16 protein-coding genes are annotated in these 16,812 nt (G+C 73.1%); 4 read left to right on the forward strand and 12 right to left on the reverse strand.

The features are described from left to right. Positions 1-14: 14 nt before the first annotated feature. The 8 genes from ACIQU3_RS34240 to ACIQU3_RS34275 form a co-directional block, all read right to left on the reverse strand. Positions 15-725, reverse strand: a complete 711-nt coding sequence (locus ACIQU3_RS34240; protein ID WP_403739747.1) for a phosphoadenylyl-sulfate reductase — start codon at positions 723-725, stop codon at positions 15-17. Continuing rightward, positions 722-910: a hypothetical protein gene (locus tag ACIQU3_RS34245; protein ID WP_403739744.1), complete on the reverse strand. Its 189-nt coding sequence runs from the start codon at positions 908-910 to the stop codon at positions 722-724. Before ACIQU3_RS34245 ends, ACIQU3_RS34240 begins: the two co-directional genes overlap by 4 nt. Beyond that, positions 907-2,604: a nitrite/sulfite reductase gene (locus ACIQU3_RS34250; protein ID WP_403739738.1), complete on the reverse strand. Its 1,698-nt coding sequence runs from the start codon at positions 2,602-2,604 to the stop codon at positions 907-909. The genes ACIQU3_RS34245 and ACIQU3_RS34250 overlap by 4 nt, the downstream gene beginning before the upstream one ends. Positions 2,605-2,732: 128 nt before the next feature. Further along, positions 2,733-2,816, reverse strand: coding sequence for a putative leader peptide (locus ACIQU3_RS34255; RefSeq protein WP_350328477.1), 84 nt, complete (start codon positions 2,814-2,816; stop codon positions 2,733-2,735). A 126-nt stretch (positions 2,817-2,942) separates the two neighbouring features. Then, positions 2,943-3,515, reverse strand: coding sequence for a GNAT family N-acetyltransferase (locus ACIQU3_RS34260; RefSeq protein WP_403739735.1), 573 nt, complete (start codon positions 3,513-3,515; stop codon positions 2,943-2,945). A gap of 66 nt (positions 3,516-3,581) precedes the next feature. Continuing rightward, positions 3,582-4,892: a hypothetical protein gene (locus ACIQU3_RS34265; protein WP_403929486.1), complete on the reverse strand. Its 1,311-nt coding sequence runs from the start codon at positions 4,890-4,892 to the stop codon at positions 3,582-3,584. 340 nt (positions 4,893-5,232) lie between these two features. After that, a complete protein-coding gene (locus ACIQU3_RS34270; protein WP_403739729.1) occupies positions 5,233-6,510 on the reverse strand; it encodes a GAF domain-containing protein in 1,278 nt (425 codons plus the stop codon). A 276-nt stretch (positions 6,511-6,786) separates the two neighbouring features. Next, positions 6,787-8,421: an acyl-CoA dehydrogenase family protein gene (locus ACIQU3_RS34275; protein WP_403929488.1), complete on the reverse strand. Its 1,635-nt coding sequence runs from the start codon at positions 8,419-8,421 to the stop codon at positions 6,787-6,789. A 110-nt stretch (positions 8,422-8,531) separates the two neighbouring features. Between ACIQU3_RS34275 and ACIQU3_RS34280 the strand changes: the two genes are divergently transcribed. Both ACIQU3_RS34280 and ACIQU3_RS34285 read left to right on the forward strand, forming a co-directional pair. Beyond that, positions 8,532-9,710: a YihY/virulence factor BrkB family protein gene (locus ACIQU3_RS34280; RefSeq protein ID WP_403739723.1), complete on the forward strand. Its 1,179-nt coding sequence runs from the start codon at positions 8,532-8,534 to the stop codon at positions 9,708-9,710. Positions 9,711-9,975: 265 nt separating this feature from the next. Beyond that, on the forward strand, positions 9,976-10,659 hold the full coding sequence (locus ACIQU3_RS34285) for a helix-turn-helix domain-containing protein (RefSeq protein ID WP_403929491.1): 684 nt from the start codon (positions 9,976-9,978) through the stop codon (positions 10,657-10,659). Here the strand turns inward: ACIQU3_RS34285 and ACIQU3_RS34290 are convergent. Then, the gene (locus tag ACIQU3_RS34290) at positions 10,645-11,043 is read right to left on the reverse strand and encodes a VOC family protein (protein WP_403929494.1); all 399 of its coding nucleotides are present in this window, start codon (positions 11,041-11,043) and stop codon (positions 10,645-10,647) included. The two genes, ACIQU3_RS34285 and ACIQU3_RS34290, sit on opposite strands and share 15 nt — an antisense overlap. A gap of 363 nt (positions 11,044-11,406) precedes the next feature. On the opposite strand from ACIQU3_RS34290, the gene ACIQU3_RS34295 reads away from it, so the two are divergent. Continuing rightward, positions 11,407-11,946: a peptidoglycan-binding protein gene (locus ACIQU3_RS34295; protein ID WP_403739714.1), complete on the forward strand. Its 540-nt coding sequence runs from the start codon at positions 11,407-11,409 to the stop codon at positions 11,944-11,946. A 36-nt stretch (positions 11,947-11,982) separates the two neighbouring features. On the opposite strand, the gene ACIQU3_RS34300 is transcribed toward ACIQU3_RS34295, so the two are convergent. Both ACIQU3_RS34300 and ACIQU3_RS34305 read right to left on the reverse strand, forming a co-directional pair. Then, positions 11,983-12,402 (reverse strand): helix-turn-helix domain-containing protein, encoded by a 420-nt coding sequence (locus ACIQU3_RS34300; protein ID WP_403739711.1) that lies wholly within the window; start codon positions 12,400-12,402, stop codon positions 11,983-11,985. A 270-nt stretch (positions 12,403-12,672) separates the two neighbouring features. Beyond that, complete coding sequence (locus tag ACIQU3_RS34305; protein ID WP_403929497.1) at positions 12,673-13,716, reverse strand: LacI family DNA-binding transcriptional regulator; 1,044 nt, start codon at positions 13,714-13,716, stop codon at positions 12,673-12,675. Between the two features lie 394 nt (positions 13,717-14,110). Between ACIQU3_RS34305 and ACIQU3_RS34310 the strand changes: the two genes are divergently transcribed. Then, positions 14,111-15,727: a carboxylesterase/lipase family protein gene (locus ACIQU3_RS34310; RefSeq protein WP_403739705.1), complete on the forward strand. Its 1,617-nt coding sequence runs from the start codon at positions 14,111-14,113 to the stop codon at positions 15,725-15,727. A gap of 80 nt (positions 15,728-15,807) precedes the next feature. Here the strand turns inward: ACIQU3_RS34310 and mmuM are convergent, their stop codons facing one another. Continuing rightward, positions 15,808-16,719, reverse strand: a complete 912-nt coding sequence (gene mmuM / locus ACIQU3_RS34315) for a homocysteine S-methyltransferase (RefSeq protein WP_403929500.1) — start codon at positions 16,717-16,719, stop codon at positions 15,808-15,810. Between the last annotated feature and the right edge of the window lie 93 nt (positions 16,720-16,812).

Consider the following 16,812-nt stretch of genomic DNA (forward strand, 5'->3'; position numbering starts at 1 on the left):
CTGAATCGTCGTCGTCATCCGTGCAGCCCGCACTCGGTCTTGCTGCGACCCGCCCAGCGGCCGGCGCGCGCGTCCTCGCCCTCCAGGACCCGGCGGGTGCAGGGGGCACAGCCGACGGAGGCATAGCCGTCCGTCAGCAGTGGGTTGGTGAGCACCCCGTGTTCGGTGACGTAGGCGTCCACGTCGTCCTGGGTCCAGCGGGCGATGGGGGAGATCTTGACCTTCTGCCGCTTCTCGTCCCAGCCGACCACCGGGGTGTTCGCCCGGGTCGGGGACTCGTCGCGGCGCAGTCCCGTCGCCCAGGCCCGGTAGTCCTTCAGGCCCTCTTCCAGCGGCTGCACCTTGCGCAGCTTGCAGCACAGGTCGGGGTTGCGGTCGTGCAGCTTCGGGCCGTACTCGGCGTCCTGCTCGGCGACCGTTTGGCGCGGGGTCAGGGTGATGACGTTGACGTCCATCACGGCGTCGACCGCGTCACGGGTGCCGATGGTCTCCTCGAAGTGGTAGCCGGTGTCGAGGAAGACCACGTCGACGCCGGGCATCGCCCGGGAGGCGAGGTGGGCGACCACCGCGTCCTCCATCGACGAGGTGACGCAGAAGCGCTTGCCGAACGTCTCGGCCGCCCATGTGAGGATCTCCAGTGCGGAGGCGTCCTCCAGGTCGCGGCCCGCCTGCTCGGCGAGCTTCTTCAGGTCCTCGGCGGTGCGCTCGTCCTGAACGGTCGTCATATCTGTGCCCCTCCGGAATCGGGTCGCTTCAGCCCCTGGGCCAGCAGCCCGAGGAACTTCAGCGAGAAGGCCCGGTTGCACGCCGCGCATTCCCACGCGCCGTGCCTGCCGTCGGCGGACTCGCTCGGACGCAGGTCCTCGTCGCCGCAGTAGGGGCAGTAGAACGGGGCGGCGCGCTCGCTCACGACAGCGCCTCCTCACCGGCCCGCGCCGCCCAGGTGGCGAACCGCTCGCCGTCCTCGCGCTCGGCCTGGAACCGCTTCAGGACGCGCTCGATGTAGTCCGGCAGCTCGTCGGAGGTGACCTTCAGGCCGCGCACCTTGCGGCCGAAGCCGGCCTCCAGGCCCAGTGCGCCGCCCAGGTGCACCTGGTAGCCCTCGACCTGCTCGCCCCGGTCGTCGAGCATGAGCTGACCCTTGAGACCGATGTCCGCGACCTGGATCCGTGCGCAGGCGTTCGGGCAGCCATTGAGGTTGATGGTGAGCGGCTCGTCGAAGTCCGGCAGACGTCGCTCCAGTTCGTCGATCAGCTGCGCGCCGCGCTGCTTGGTCTCGACGATGGCGAGCTTGCAGAACTCGATGCCGGTGCAGGCCATGGTGCCGCGCCGGAACGAGGAGGGCCGGGCGGTCAGGTCGAGGGCCTCCAGGCCTTCCACCAGCGAGTCGACCCGGTCCTGCTCGACGTCGAGGACGATCATCTTCTGCTCGACGGTGGTGCGCACCCGGCCCGAACCGTGGGCCTCGGCGAGGTCGGCGATCTTCGTGAGCGTCGCGCCGTCGACGCGTCCCACGCGCGGGGCGAAGCCGACGTAGAAGCGGCCGTCCTTCTGCCGGTGCACGCCGATGTGGTCGCGCCACTGCTGCGACGGCTGCTCGGGGGCCGGACCGTCGGTGAGCTTGCGCTTCAGGTACTCGTCCTCCAGGACTTGCCGGAACTTCTCCGCGCCCCAGTCGGCAACGAGGAACTTCAGGCGGGCGCGGTTGCGCAGCCGGCGGTAGCCGTAGTCGCGGAAGATCGAGATGACGCCCTCGTACACGTCCGGCACGTCGTCGATCGACACCCAGGTCCCGAGCCGTACGCCCAGCTTGGGGTTGGTGGACAGGCCGCCGCCGACCCACACGTCGAAGCCCGGTCCGTGCTCGGGGTGCTTCACACCGACGAACGCGACGTCGTTGATCTCGTGCACCACGTCCAGCAGCGGCGAACCCGAGATGGCCGTCTTGAACTTCCGTGGGAGGTTCGAGTACGCCGGGTTGTTCAGGACCCGGCGCTTCATCTCCTCCAGAGCCGGGGTGGCGTCGATGATCTCGTCCTCGGCGATGCCCGCCACCGGCGAGCCGATCATCACACGCGGGGTGTCACCGCAGGCGGTGACGGTGGACAGGCCCACGCCCTCCAGCCGGTTCCAGATCTCGGGCACGTCCTCGATCCGGATCCAGTGGTACTGGACGTTCTGCCGGTCCGTGATGTCGGCGGTGCCGCGCGCGAACTCCTGCGAGACCTCGCCGATGACCCGCAGCTGCTGCGTGGTCAGCGCCCCGCCGTCGATCCGGACGCGCAGCATGAAGTACTCGTCGTCCAGCTCCTCCGGCTCCAGGACGGCCGTCTTGCCGCCGTCGATGCCGGGCTTGCGCTGGGTGTACAGACCCCACCAGCGCATGCGGCCGCGCAGGTCGTTGGGGTCGATGGAGTCGAAGCCCCGCTTGGAGTAGATCGTCTCAATGCGTGTCCGCACATTGAGACCGTCGTCGTCCTTCTTGAACTGCTCGTTGCCGTTCAGTGGGGTGTGGTGCCCCACGGCCCACTGACCCTCACCGCGGTGACGGCTCACCTTGCGGCGGGGAGTCGCGGCGGCAGGCTTCTGCGGGGTGGCGGCCATGGCTGATACGTCCTTCGGACAGGCGGGAATGCGGCTCTGACCTGCGCGCGTGGACGCAGGGCGGAGGGCGCGTCATTGCGCGGGAGTGGGGCTGGAAAGAAGAGCTGTCGGGCGCGGGCTGAGTACGCTCAGTGCGCCGGACAGATGGCGCTGGACATGCGGCCGAGGTCGACGTGCCGCCGACTCACCAAGGCAATTCCAGTTCCAGGCATGACGGAAGCGTGTCACGGCGATCTGGACACAGTCCAGCTTCGTCCAAGATGCGGACACCCTTGTCTCGCAGAGCAAGACAAGGGTGTCGTTGGTCACATCGGGCGCCCTTGAGGTGTCCGTCCAGGTCAGACGGGGAACGCCCCAGGCCACGGTCCCGGAGCGGCGACCTCCGCTTCCTCCTCGACCTTGGTGTCGAACAGCGTGAAGCCCCGCCGCCGGTAGTTGTCCATCGCGTGCTCGCCGTCCTTGCTGCAGGTGTGCAGCCAGACCCGCTTGGTCGGGGTCAGTCCCGCCCAGCGGTCCGCGAGGTCCCAGGCCCGGGCCGTGCCGTACGACAGCAGGTGCCCGCCGATGCGCCGGCCGCGGAAGGCGGGCAGCAGCCCGAAGTAGACGATCTCCACGACGGCGTCGTCCTGCGCCTCCAGCTCCACGTACCCCGCGGGCGTGCCCCGGTCGTACGCCACCCATGTCTCCACGCCGGGCCGCTGGAGGTGCTCCACCCACTGCGCGTAGGACCAGCCGAGCCGGTCCGTCCAGCGGATGTCGCCGCCCACCGACGCGTACAGGAACCGGCTGAACTCGGGCGAGGGCACCTCGGAGCGGACGACCCGGACGTCCCCGTCCGGCGCGACCGCCGGCAGCAGGTCGGTCGGCGCGGTCTGCTCCAGGGACCAGGTGGTCACGGCGATGGTGGTCATACGGGTCAGAAAATCATCTGACCTACTCGTCTGTCGATCGGCCGCCCGCTCTGTGGACGGCGCCGCTCAGCGCACCGCCCGGTCGACCGACGTCAGTGGCAGCGCGAACAGCATCCGCCCCGACTGGGACCAGATCTCGCCGGTCTCCTCCCAGTAGGAGAGCGAACCCGACCCGCCGCTCCAGCACTGCCGCGTCTCGTCCGTGCCGCACTCCGCCGCCCGCGCACCCTCGGTGTCCTGGCGCCACAGCGTCCCGTGCCCGCCCTCGGTACCCGCAGCCCGGTCCAGGTACCAGCCCGACCGATACGCCAGCACGCCCCGCACCTCGGAAGTCTTCGTCTCGTACGCCTCCACCGGGGCCGCCCGCCCCGAGGAGTCGGTGGCGAGCAGGCCGGAGCGGCCCGGGTCCCGGCTGAGCGCGTAACGCCACAACCGGGTGCGCCGGTCGCCGTCCGCGGGTGCCCACGCGCCGGCGACCAGGCTGTCGGGGGAGGTGCTGCGGTCCAGGGAGACGGTGGCCGGGCGGGAGCCGCCGTCCCCGCCGGGCAGGGTGTACGCGCCGACGGCCGGCAGTACGAACCGGTAGCCGTGCGCCGCCCAGCCGCCCCGTACCCGGCCGACCGCGTCGGAGTCGACGGTGGCGCGCTGGATGCGGTCCAGGTCGTACACGTACAGCGCGTCCCGGCCGCCCTCGCGGGTCGTCACCAGCAGCTTGTCCTGGTACCAGACCATGCCCGACAGCGGGGAGACCAGCCCCCGGTAGTCCCGCCCGCCGTCCACCGGGACGGCCAGCAGCGCCCAGGTGTAGCGCGGTGCGCCGGGGTCGTTCGCGTCGATGAAGGCGACCTTGGCCAGGCCCTGCCCGGGGGCCGGTCCGTCCAGGGAGCCGCCCTCGGCGCCCCGGGTCCAGCCGGAGAGGATCACGCGGTTGCCGCCCCAGCGGCCGTCGTCGTCCGCGTCGCCCGAGGTCGTGACCGCGCCGGCGCGCCAGCCCCGGGTGTCGGAGCCGCTGAAGCAGTACGCGCGCGTGGCCGCCGGTTCCACCGGCAGGCCGCGCTTCTCGGCGGCCGGGCAGTCTGCCGCGTCACGCAGTGGGAGGTCGGCGCGCTCCAGCACCGCTCCGACGCCGACCGGCCGGCCCATCTTCGAGGCGAGCCGGTCCAGCCACCGCCCGGGCACCCGGTGCTCGGCCAGGGCCGGCTGCCCGGCCCCGTCGGACGCGGCGACGGGCTTGAGAGCCCCGGGGGCGTCGGCGACGGTGGCCTGCGAGGCGCTGATCAGGGTGGCGGCGGCGGTGAGCGCGAGGGCCGTCCCGGCCAGGGTCGCGCGCAGCGCCCTGCCCCGCCTGCGCCGCCGGTGTCTGCCGCGATGCTTCATACCGTCCTCCCGAGGCGGACCAACTGCGCCTGTTGATCCGCACGTTGACGGAGGAGCAGGTGGGGTGGTCCGTAGGGGGGATGCTACGGCAGGCGAGGGGTGCCGCGGACGAAGACCCCGCAAATATGCGAAAGATGCACCCCTGAGGGCGTCGATGCGGCCTGTGCGGCACGCGCGGTGAACCTCAGGGCGCCGGTACGGGCTTATGCGGTACGCACAGCGCCCCCCCGGGGCGCCGGTACGGCTGGGCGGTACGCACGGTGACCTCGGGCGGCTGTGCGGCTGGGCGGTACCCACGGTGACCTCGGGGCGTGCGGCTCGTGCGGACGACAGGTGGACCTCAGGGCGTGGCTGTGGCTCTGCGCTGTCTGCTCACCGCGGGCGCGGTCGAGTGCGGCAGCAGGTCCCGGGGGTCGTCCGGGAGGAGCACCTCGACCTCGGCCTCCTCTGCGAACCGGTACGGCCGGTGCTCCAGGAACGCCCCCAGATACCGCCGTACCCGCGACATCTCGGCACGCACCGTCACCGTGCGGGCCGGGTCCCCGAACACGTCCGCGGCCAGGCCCGCGGCGCTGCGGCCGGAGCGGTGGAGGGCGAGGAGGTACAGCAACTCCGCGTGCCGGGGACTCAGTTCCCGGGTCCAGGAGCCGGCGCCCCCGTGCACCTCCACCGACCAGCGCCGCGCCGGCCTGAGGTCCAGCACGATCCGGGCCGGGCCGTGCGGCACCGGCTCGTCGGCGGCCGCCCGCACCAGCCAGCCCCCCGCCAGCGGCTCCAGCGTGCACGGCCCGAGCACCGGCAGCCGTCCCGGGCCCGCAGACAGCGACTTCGGCAGGGCCACGCGCCGCACGTACGGCATCCCGCTGACCGCCGCCGTCCACCCGTCCGGGTCGACGACCAGGGCACGGCCGCCCAGCCGGGCCAGCACCGGCGCCGCCACCGCCCGCAGCCGCTCCAGCGACTCCACATGCATCTCCCGCAGCCGGGCCTCGGCCAGCTTGGCCACCGAACCGACCCAGGCGAGCGTGGCCGGATGCATCGTCTCCAGCGGTCCGCTCACGTCCACCACGCCCAGCAGCCGCCCGTCCCGCGGATCCGTCAGGGGAGCGCCCGCACAGGTCCAGCCGGCCTGGGAACGCACGAAGTGCTCGGAGGCGAAGACCTGCACCGGCCGGCGCACCACCGCCGGGGTGCCCACGCCGTTCGTGCCGACGACGTCCTCACGCCAGTCCGCACCCAGTTCGAAGCCCAGCCCGTCCGCCTTGCGCAGCACCGGCGGGCTGCCCTCACGCCACAGCACCCGGCCCTCCTCGTCGGCCACGACCATGATGTGGTGGGCGACGTCCGCCGCCGCCAGCAGGCCCTCCCGCAGCACCGGCAGCACATGGCGCAATACCGACGTCTCGCGCCGCCGCTGCACCTCCTCACGGGACAGCGGGTCCACCCGCACGTCGTGGTCCGGGTCGATGCCGCTGCGCAGCATCCGCTCCCAGGACCGCTCGATCACCGGACGCGGTGACACCGGAGCCGGCTGCCCGGACAGCCGCGCGGCGCGGACCTCGCTGAGGACCCGGGCCGCCCGTGTGCTGTCGACGGCTGCCAAGTGCGTGACGTCCATGCGCGTGCGCCCCCCGGAGTCGCTTCTGACTGTCCGTCTCATAGTGCCGCCTGCCCCGGGAGGGCGTGCACAGTCCGCACACAGTCGGCAGCAACTTGCAACCCCCTGCAACCCTGGTGGACGGACCGGCCGTGTCCGAAACTTGATCCGCGCCGTCCCGAGCGGCGTTCAGCGGCTCGAACGGGCCAGTACGGCGGGGGTGGTGCCGTGTCGGCGCAGCACCACCCCCGCTCCTCGCGCACACCGAACCCGCGTGTACGCGCCCCGGCCGCCGGATCAGGACACCGGCCGGGCCCGCTCCGCCACGGAGGCCAGATCCAGCGTGTGCGGCAGCGTCCCGAACGCCGCGCCCCCGTCGCCGCCGAGCCGCCCCGCGCAGAACGCGTCGGCGACCTGCGGCGGTGCGAAACGCACCAGCAGCGACCCCTGGAGGACCAGCGCGAGCCGCTCCGCCAGCCGCCGCGCCCGCCCCTCCACGCCCTCCAGATCGGCGAGTTCGGTCAGCAGGCTCTTGATGGCCCCGTCCAGGCGGTGATCGGCGCCGCGCGCCTGCCCGACCTCCCGGAGATAGGCGTCCAGCGCACCCGGCTCCCGCTGCAGCGCCCGCAGCACGTCCAGCGCCTGGACGTTGCCCGCGCCCTCCCAGATCGAGTTGAGCGGCGACTCGCGCACCAGCCGCGGCATCTGGGACTCCTCGACGTACCCGTTGCCGCCCAGGCACTCCGCCGCCTCCACGGCGACGGACGGGCACCGCTTGGTCACCCAGTACTTGGCGGCCGGCACCGCGATCCGCAGCAGCGCCCGCTCCTGCTCGCCGCCGTCGTCGCAGGCCGCGGCCAGCCGCAGCGCCAGCGTCGTCGCCGCCTCCGACTCCAGTGCCAGATCGGCCAGCACGTTGCGCATCAGCGGCTTGTCGGCGAGCTTCCCTCCGAACGCCTCCCGGTACGTGCAGTGGTGCACCGCCTGCGCCACGGCCTGCCGCATCAGCCCGGCCGAGCCGAGCACGCAGTCGAGCCGGGTCGCCGCGACCATGTCGATGATGGTGCGCACCCCGCGCCCCTCCTCGCCGACCCGGCGCCCCCACGTCCCGTCGAACTCGACCTCGGCGGAGGCGTTCGACCGGTTGCCCAGCTTGTCCTTGAGGCGCTGGATCCGGAACACGTTGCGCGTGCCGTCCCGCAGCACCCGCGGCACCAGGAAACAGGTCAGTCCGCCCGGCGCCTGCGCCAGCACCAGGAAGCCGTCGGACATGGGAGCAGAGCAGAACCACTTGTGCCCGGTCAGCTCGTACGTCCCGTCCTCGGCGAGGGGCCGTGCCACCGTGCTGTTCGCCCGTACGTCGCTGCCGCCCTGCTTCTCCGTCATGCCCATCCCGAACAGGACCCCCGCCTTGAGGTGCGCGGGCCGCAGCTCACGGTCGTAGACCATGGACGTCAGCCGGGGCTCCCACTCGGCGGCCAGGTCCGGGTCGGTGCGCAGGGCGGGCACCGCCGCGTGCGTCATCGACAGTGGGCAGCCGTTGCCCGCCTCGACCTGCGTCCACACCAGGAAGGCGGCGGCCCGCCGCAGATGCCCGGCCGGCCGGTCCCACGCGGCCGTCAGCCCGGCCGAGACGCCCTTGCCGAGCAGCCGGTGCCAGGAGGGGTGGAACTCGACCTCGTCGACACGGTTGCCGTACCGGTCGTGCGTGACCAGCCGCGGCGGGTTGTCGTTGGCCAGCCGTCCCCACTCCTGCACCTGGGCCGAGCCCGAGGTCCGGCCGAGTGCCGTCAGCTCGCCGAGGACCTCCTGGCGCAGATCCGGATCGAGATGCCGGTCGACCGCGGCGGCCAGGGCCCGGTCGGCGGAGAAGACGTCGTAGCCGACCAGCGGCGGGACCTGGTTCGTCACGGTGTGGGTGCTGCCTGCCATGCTGCGAACGTACCCCGCGGTAGCACCCTGGTCACCAGCGAACCCGGCCCGGCCGGCGAAGACCCGGCCTGTGGGTGAGTGGGCCCGGCCTCGGCGGATACCGTTAGGGGGTGCAGCCAGCAAGTGAATCCCCCGACACGCCGTCCGGGCGCCTCCACCGGGCGCGGGCCCTCTACCGGAACGTCTCCAAGCGCAGGACCGCCTGGCTGCTGGTCAAGGACACCGTCAATTCCTGCGTCGAGTACCGCATCCTGGGGCTGGCGGCGGAGGCCGCGTTCTTCACTCTGCTGTCGGTGCCTCCGCTGCTGCTGAGCATGATCGGACTGCTCGGCTACGTCGACGCCTGGACCGGCGCCGACACCATCCAGAGCCTCCAGACCAACCTCCTGGAGGCCTCTCGCACGGTCCTGTCCGACCAGGGCGTCCGGGAGATCGCCCAGCCGATCCTGCACGACGTGATGAAGGGCGGCAGGCCCGACGTCATCTCCATCGGCTTCCTGTTCGCCCTGTGGTCCGGCTCCCGCGCCGTGAACGTCTTCATCGACACCATCACCGTGATGTACGGCCTCGACGGCGTCCGGGGCATCGTCAAGACCCGGCTGATGGCCTTCCTGCTGTTCATCGTGGCCCTGCTGATCGGCTCGGTCGCGCTGCCGCTGATGGTGGCCGGACCGGACGCGGTGGTGCGGATCGTGCCGTGGTCGACGACGGTCGTGCAGGTCCTCTACTGGCCCACGGTGATCCTCCTGTCGATCGCCTTCCTGACGACGCTCTACCACGTGTCCGTCCCGGTCCGCTCCCCGTGGATCGAGGACGTCCCCGGCTCGCTGGTCGCCCTCGGCATGTGGGTGCTCGGCAGCTTCCTGCTGCGGATCTACCTGACCAGCACCGTCGAGGGCCCCACGATCTACGGTTCCCTCGCCGCGCCCGTCGCGGTGCTGCTGTGGATCGGTGTGTCCGCGTTCGCCGTGCTCGTCGGGGCCGCGGTCAACGCCGCCATCGACCGGGTCTGGCCGGCCGCCGCGACGGCCGCGGCCCGCGAGGCCAACGAGCGGCTGCGGCAGGCCCAGGTCGCCGAGTACGTCGCCCGCGCCACGGCCACGGGCGAAGGAGACCCGGACATGCCCTCCGAGTTCCCGGAACGCTGGTCCCGCTTCCTGCCCCCCGAGGACGTCTCGGCCCGGCTGCGCACCCATGTGAAGAGCACCCATGTGAAGAGCCACGTGAAGAACAGCCACGTGAAGAGCACGCAGGTCAACGGGGAGGGGCAGCCGCCCGAGGACAAGTGACCGGACCCCGCTCCCACACCGTCCCTCCCGGCCGCCGCCTCCTCGCGCACGAAGCCGCCGACCTCCAATCCCCGGGCGCTCGGCCCAGCACCTCCCGCACCCCGTCCGCGTTCGGGCCCCGCGTCCGGCCTCCGCGGTTGATCTCCGCGCCCGGCCTCCCCGCGTTCGGGCCCCGCGTCCGGCCTCCGCGGTTGATCTCCGCGCCCGGCCTCCGCGTCAGGTCTCCGCGCCCGGCCCCCCCCGGCTCCGGCGTAGCCTGGCGCACGTGTACGTGGAGCGGGCGTCGCGGCTGCCCGGGGCGGTGGCGTGGACCAACATCCCGTCCGGGGACGGGGTGGTCCGGGTGCTGCCCGACGGGTGCATGGATCTGCTCTGGCACGACGGACGGCTGATGGTCGCCGGGCCCGACACCCGAGCCCACCTCCCGGACGGCGGGACAGGCCCCTGGGCCGGAGTCCGTTTCCCCCCGGGCACGGCCCCGGCGCTCCTCGGCGTACCGGCGCACGAGCTGCGCGACCGGCGTGTCGAGCTCGCCGACCTGTGGCCGGCCGCGCGGGTGCGGCGCCTGGCCGGCGGTGTGAACGCCGCAGCCGATCCGGCGAGCGGCCTGGAGGAGCTGGCGCTGCGGCGGGCGGCCGGTGCCGAATCCCCGGACCCGCTGCTCCGGCAGGTCGTCGCCGCCCTCGACGCGCGCCGCCCCGTGGCCGCGATCGCCGACGGACTCGGTCTCGGCTCCCGCCAGTTGCACCGGCGCTCCCTGTCCGCGTTCGGCTACGGCGCCAAGACCCTGGCCCGTATCCTGCGGCTGCGCCGGGCCCTCGCGCTGGCCCGGGCCGGTGTGCCGTTCGCGGAGACGGCCGCCCGGGCCGGTTACGCCGACCAGGCCCATCTGGCACGTGACGTAAGGGAGCTGACCGGGCTGCCGCTGGGGCGGCTACTCGCCGGCTAGCGGGGCGAACAGGTCCACCCCGTTGCCGTCCGGGTCGTGCACGACGGCGTACCGCTGCCCCCAGAAGGCGTCCCACGGCTTGAGCTCGCCGTGGTAGCCGGCGCCGACCAGCCGGTCGTACAACGCGTCCACCTCCTCCGGTCCGTCGCAGTGCAGGGCGAGCGAGGCCCGGCCCCCGCCGGCGGGCGGCCGCCACCCGGGAAGGAAGGAACGGACCGTCTCCTCGGTGTCGAACATCAGCCGCAGCCCGCCGGGCAGTGCTGCCTCGGTGTGCGGCTGGTCCTCGGCGCCGTCCGGGAAGACGAGTCCGAGCCGGCGGTAGAACGCGACGGAGGCGGCCATGTCGGAGACGACCAGGCCGATGGCATCGAATCGTGCAGTCATGGAGCCACTGTAGGGAGGCCCACGAGGCCCGGTCTTGAAGAAAACGGACGCCCCGCGCATGGGGGCCCGGTGCCGGAGGCCACATACCGGATGCCCGTTGCCGGACACCCGGTGACGGAGTTCGGCCCCCCGCCCGAGCAGGTTCCCCGCCCCCGGCGGCCCCCCGACCCGGGCAGGCCCCCGGTGACCCGTTCCCGGGCCGGGACGCCCGCCGCCTCGGGCGTGGGCCGTCCCAGGGCGGTCCGGGGACGCCGGAAGGGCTCGCCGCGGGTGCCGCGGGGCCCGAGGCTGTGCCGTGCCAGACGAGACGAGCCGCCCCAGGGGAAACCCGCCGGGGGACGGCGGTTCGGAAAGGACAACCGCATGAGCATGCGCAATCGGGCCGTGGCGCTGATGACGGCCGTGGTGCTGGGCGCCGGGGGGACCGGCATCGCCCTGGCACCGGCGGCGAACGCCGCGCCCGCCTACTTCGGCATCGACGGCAAGGGTGCCGTCGCCAACGACTGGGAGGACGAGGAGAACCTCGGCGTCGACGCCTACGCCAGGGGCAACGCCATCGCCCTGTGGGAGACCGTGCTGTGGGCGGACGGCGCCCAGTGGGAGGACGACGAGGGCGAGTGGCAGCCCTTCCGGAAGAGCCAGATCGACGGCTCCTTCGGACCGGAGACCGAATCGGCCACGCAGTGGTGGCAGAGCCGGCACAACCTGCCCGAGACCGACGGAGTCGTGGTCAGCGAGAGCTGGGACTTCGCCCAGACCCGGCTGCAGAGCCAGCCGGGCAACATCGTCCAGTACAAGGGCCTCGTGCGGAACGTCAACTTCAAGCGCGTGGGCGGCAAGTACCAGGTGAAGCTGAGGAACGTCGGCTCCTGGAAGTACGCCCACTACCGCACGCTGGGCTGAGCGACACCGCCGCCGGGGAGCGGCCGGCCGTGACGGTCACCCGCTCCCCACCGGCAGCACCCACAACAGGCCGGCCAGCAGCACGGCGATGACGGCGAACGACACCAGAGCCGCCGCCCGCCAGCGCCGGTAGTCGGCACCGGCCGGCGGCGTGTCCGCCGCCGGCTCTGCCGCCCCGGCCACCGCCCCGTGCGGCCACGTCCGGTCGGCCAGGTCCCACAGCGCCAGCAGCCGCGCCTGATCCGCCCCCGCCACCCGGCACAGCGCCTGCACCGCGCCGCGCGGTGGCTGCTTGGCCCCGCTGAGGTACCGCTGCCACGACGACTTGCTGTATGCGGTCCGCCGGGCCAGCTCGGCGAGACTCCAGCCGGTGCGATCCTTCAGGGCCCGCAGCTGCTCGACCAGGTCTCGTGCCTCCCTCGGCAGTGCGTCCGGAAGCGGCCGCCAGCGCGTCATGGTCGTCCCCCCACTGCTCGCCGAGCGCCCCACCCCCCGGACACCGGCCCCTCCCCACCGCATCGTTCGACGCCGGGCCGTCCCGGCCAGTTCCCCCCAATGGCGGGCGCGCGACGCGCACAAGGGGGGTGCGGCGAACTCCCGCACGACCATCAACCGGTGGTCCGCGCGCCCCGCCGGGACGTGCGGGGGCGTGTCCGTCAGAGGGCGGCATGAGCGGGACGGCGTGTCCCTCAGGGGGAAGGGTGACAACCCGGCAACCCGCGTCTCCTACGTGCGCGGCGCCGCCGTGCTCGCCCGTTCCACCAGCCGTGTCGACAACTCCGTCCGTGTGCTCTCGGGGTGATGGCCGTCCATCAGGCGCAGCAGTGACCGCAGCGCCGTCGCCGCCATCTCGGACAGCGGCTGGCGCACGGTGGTCAGGCCGGGAGAGGCCCAGCGCGCCTCGGGCAGGTCGTCGAAGCCGACCACACTGATGTCGTCCGGGACCCTCAACCCCCTTTCGGACAGGGCCCCGTAGACGCCGAGTGCCATTCGGTCCGAGCAGACGAAGACCGCGGTGGGCGGCTCCGGCAGGTCGAGGAGCTCCAGCATCCGGCGGTGGGCCACGCTCTCGTCGAAACCGGCGTGCCGCACGTACTCGGGGCGGTGCCGGACCCCGGCCGACGCGAGGGCCGAGCGATACCCGGCGACCCGCGCGCTGCTGCACATCGTCCGGCGGGAGCCCGCGATGACGGCGACCCGCTCGTGACCGAGGGACAGCAGGTGCTCCGTGGCCGTCAGGCCGCCCTGCCAGTTCGCCGCCCCCACCGAGACCACGCCCTCCGGCGGTTCCTGCACCGGATCGATCATCACGAAGGGGATGCGGTGCTGCTCCAGCCACGCGTACTGCGAGTCGCTGAGCTCGGCCAGGTTGAACAGGACCCCGGCCGAGCCCCGGGCGGCCAGTTTGTCGAGCCAGCCGCGCTCCGGGCGGCCGACCCGGGAGCGGACCAGCGCCGCCGACACCACGACCTCCAGGCCCGCGTCGTGCGCCGCCTCCTCCACACCGTGCAGGACCGCACCGGACCAGGAACTCTCCAGCGAGTGCACGACCAGATCGACCAGCCGCGGGGCCTTCGCCGCGTCGAAGCGGGGTCTGCGCACGTATCCGAGCCGGTCGAGCGCCTCGGTCACACGGCGGCGGGTCTCGGGTGCCACGTCCTCGCGGCCGTTGACCACCTTCGAAGCGGTCGGCACCGACACACCCGCCTCGCGCGCCACGACCGCCAGCGTCGGACCGGCCGCCACGCTCGCACTCGCCGTACGGACCATCGGGAACCCACCTCTCCGGCCCGCCCGAGGGCCGTGGAAAGTTTCGACCAGCGCTGCACACGGCGGTCACGGGATCCGGCCGGGCAGAAAGCGCTTCCTACTCTAGGTGCGGTGCAGTGCGGCGGGAAGGGAAAGTGAATTCACGGCCCCCGACGGTCAAAACTTTCGAAACCGCGAACAGCTCCCTCAGCCGGTGCGCAGGTGAGCCGAAACGCGGTGGGGAGGTGACCACGGCGCCACCAGCGACGGGTTCGGGCGGCCCGGCTCCCGCACGCCGCTGTACGCCACGTAACCCGAACGGCCCTCCCGCCCGCCCGTGCAGCGGAATACCGGACCAGAATGAGTTGCTCTGATCTTCACGGTGCCCGAGCGCGGTGAGGAGGCTGGTGGACGTATGACGGCAGACCGGACGGAACCGCAGGCGGACCCCGTGGTGCGCACGCCCTACGGCGCCCTGCGGGGCCGGTACGAGCGAGGCGTCGCGGTCTTCCGCGGCATCCCGTACGCCGCCCCTCCTTTCGGCCCCCGCCGCTTCCGGCCGCCCGTGCCCCTGCCGCCCTGGGACGGTGTCCGTGACGCCGGTGCCTTCGGTCCCACCGCGCCGAAACCGCCGTACTCCGACGCCTTCGCCCACTACCTGTCCGACCCGGTCGTGCCCGGGGACGACTGCCTCAACCTCAACGTCTGGACCCCGCAGCCCGATCCGCAAGCCCGCCTGCCCGTCCTCGTCTGGCTGCACGGCGGCGCCCTGACCAGGGGTTCCTCGGCGGTGCCCGTGTACGACGGACATGCCTTCGCCCGCGACGGCGTGGTCTGTGTGTCCGTCAACTACCGGCTGGGTGTCGAGGGCTACGGACTGTTCCCGGACACACCGCCGAACCCCGGCCTGCGCGACCAGATAGCCGCCCTGGCCTGGGTGCACGAGGCCATCGAGGCCTTCGGCGGCGACCCCGGCCGCATCACCCTCTTCGGCCAGTCCGCCGGGGCCATCAGCATCGGCGCCCTCATCGCCGCCCCGCAGACCCAGGGGCTGGTCCGGCGGGCCGTCCTGCAGAGCGGGCCGCCCGAGGCGTCCGAGCGGGCCAAGGTACGGAGGATGGTCCGCCGGATGGCGTCCCGGCTGAAGATCCCCGCCACCGCCGAGGCCTTCGCCGCCGTCGACCGCGATCTGCTGCTGCGCACCCAGGCCGAAGTGGGCAGGCTGAGCAGCCCGGTGGTCGGCGGCCCCGCCTTCGGTCTCGTCATCGACGACGACGTCGTCCCGCGCCACCCCCTGGAGGCCCTCACCGACGGCGGCGCGGCCCCCGGCGTCGAGCTGCTGCTGGGCTGGACCCGCGACGAGTACCGGCTGTGGCTGGTGCCGGGCGGACTCCTGGAACGCGTCGACCGCCTCGGCGCCGTCGCCCTCGCAGGCGCCATGGCGCGCTGCCACTGCGGCAGCGAGGTCCCGCGCGGCTACCGCACCCTGCACCCCGAGGCCGGTACGGCGGAGACCGTCGGCCAGCTCGTCACCGACCACCTGCTCCGCATCCCCCTGCACCACCTGGCCGACGCGCGCACGGAACCCTCGTACGTCTACGAGTTCGCCTGGCCCTCCAACCTGCCCGGCCTCGGCGCCTGCCACGCACTGGAACTCGGCTTCGTCTTCGACACCGGGGACGTCCCCGAGTCACGGAAGCTGGCCGGTGAGGGCGCCCCGCAGGAACTGGCCGACACGATGCACGGCGCGTGGGTCCGCTTCGCCACGGACGGCGACCCCGGCTGGGAGCGCTGGGACGAGACCCATCCGGTGCGCGTCTTCGGCGATCGGGCACCGGAGGCCGAGGACAAGGTGGCCTATACCGCGTACGGGCCTCGGGACCGTGAACTCGCCTTCTGGAAGACCGATGCCGCCGCACCCCCGGACACCGCACCCGAACCGGTCGCGGCCGACGTCTCAGCGACGCGCAGCGCGGAACTCCGATCGGCCGTACGTCGGCTCCGCCGCTCAGGCGCCCTCCGCCGGCACTGAGGGGCTGGTCGCCGGACGCGTTCCTGCGCCGGCGGCGACCGCACCCCCCGGCGTCCGCGGCATGATCCCAACGTCAGGCCCTACGCCGCCCCCAGCGCCTGCGTGATGCCGGCGATGCCGTCCGGCCCCACCCGGCAGCAACCGCCGATCAGCCGGGCCCCCGCCTGCTGCCAGCCCTTCACCTGGTCGGCGGTGAAGGTGGAACGGCCGGTCCAGGCACGCGCCCGGGCGTCCCAGACCTCACCGCTGTTGGGGTACACGACGACGGGCTTGCCGGTGACCCGAGCCGCCGTCGCGGCCGCGGCCTCCACGTCCTGCGGCGCACAGCAGTTCACCCCGACCGCGATCACCTCGTCCGCCTCGGCGGCCAGGGCGAAGGCCTCCTCCAGCGGCTGTCCGGCACGTGTGCGGCCCCCGGCGACGGAGTACGTCAGCCACGCCGGCACTCCGAGCCCGCGCACCGCCCGCAGCAGCGCCCTGGCCTCATCGGCGTCCGGGACCGTCTCCAGCGCGAGGACGTCGGGCCGGGCCGCGGCCAGCACCTCCAGGCGCGGCCGGTGGAAACGCTCCAGCTCGTCCACGCTCAGCCCGTAACGCCCCCGGTACTCCGAGCCGTCCGCGAGCATCGCCCCGTAGGGACCCGCGGACGCGGCCACCCACAGGGGGCGCGGGGCACGCGCCCGCCGGGCCGCTTCCCGGGCCGACTCCACGCTCAGGGACATGAGTCGGGCAGCCCGGTCATGGCCGATCCCGCGCTTGGCGAACCCCTCGAACGTGGCCTGGTAGCTGGACGTGATCGCCACGTCCGCCCCGGCCCGGAAATAGGCGAGGTGCGCCTCGGTCACCGCCTCCGGCCGTTCGGCGAGCAACCGCGCCGACCACAGCTCGTCGCTCAGATCGTGCCCGGCCGACTCGAGCTGGTTGGACATGCCGCCGTCGAGGACGACCGTCCCGGCGGCGAGGGCTTCTGCGAGGGGGAGGGTGCTGGTCATGCCGACGACGGTAGTCGACCTTCCGCGGCGGGCCCCAGCCGCTTGTGTCCATTAAATGAACAGGTCGACCAGCATGTGGGATTGGGGTTTACG

This window comes from Streptomyces sp. NPDC101110 (assembly GCF_044759525.1).
Taxonomy (GTDB): Bacteria; Actinomycetota; Actinomycetes; order Streptomycetales; family Streptomycetaceae; genus Streptomyces.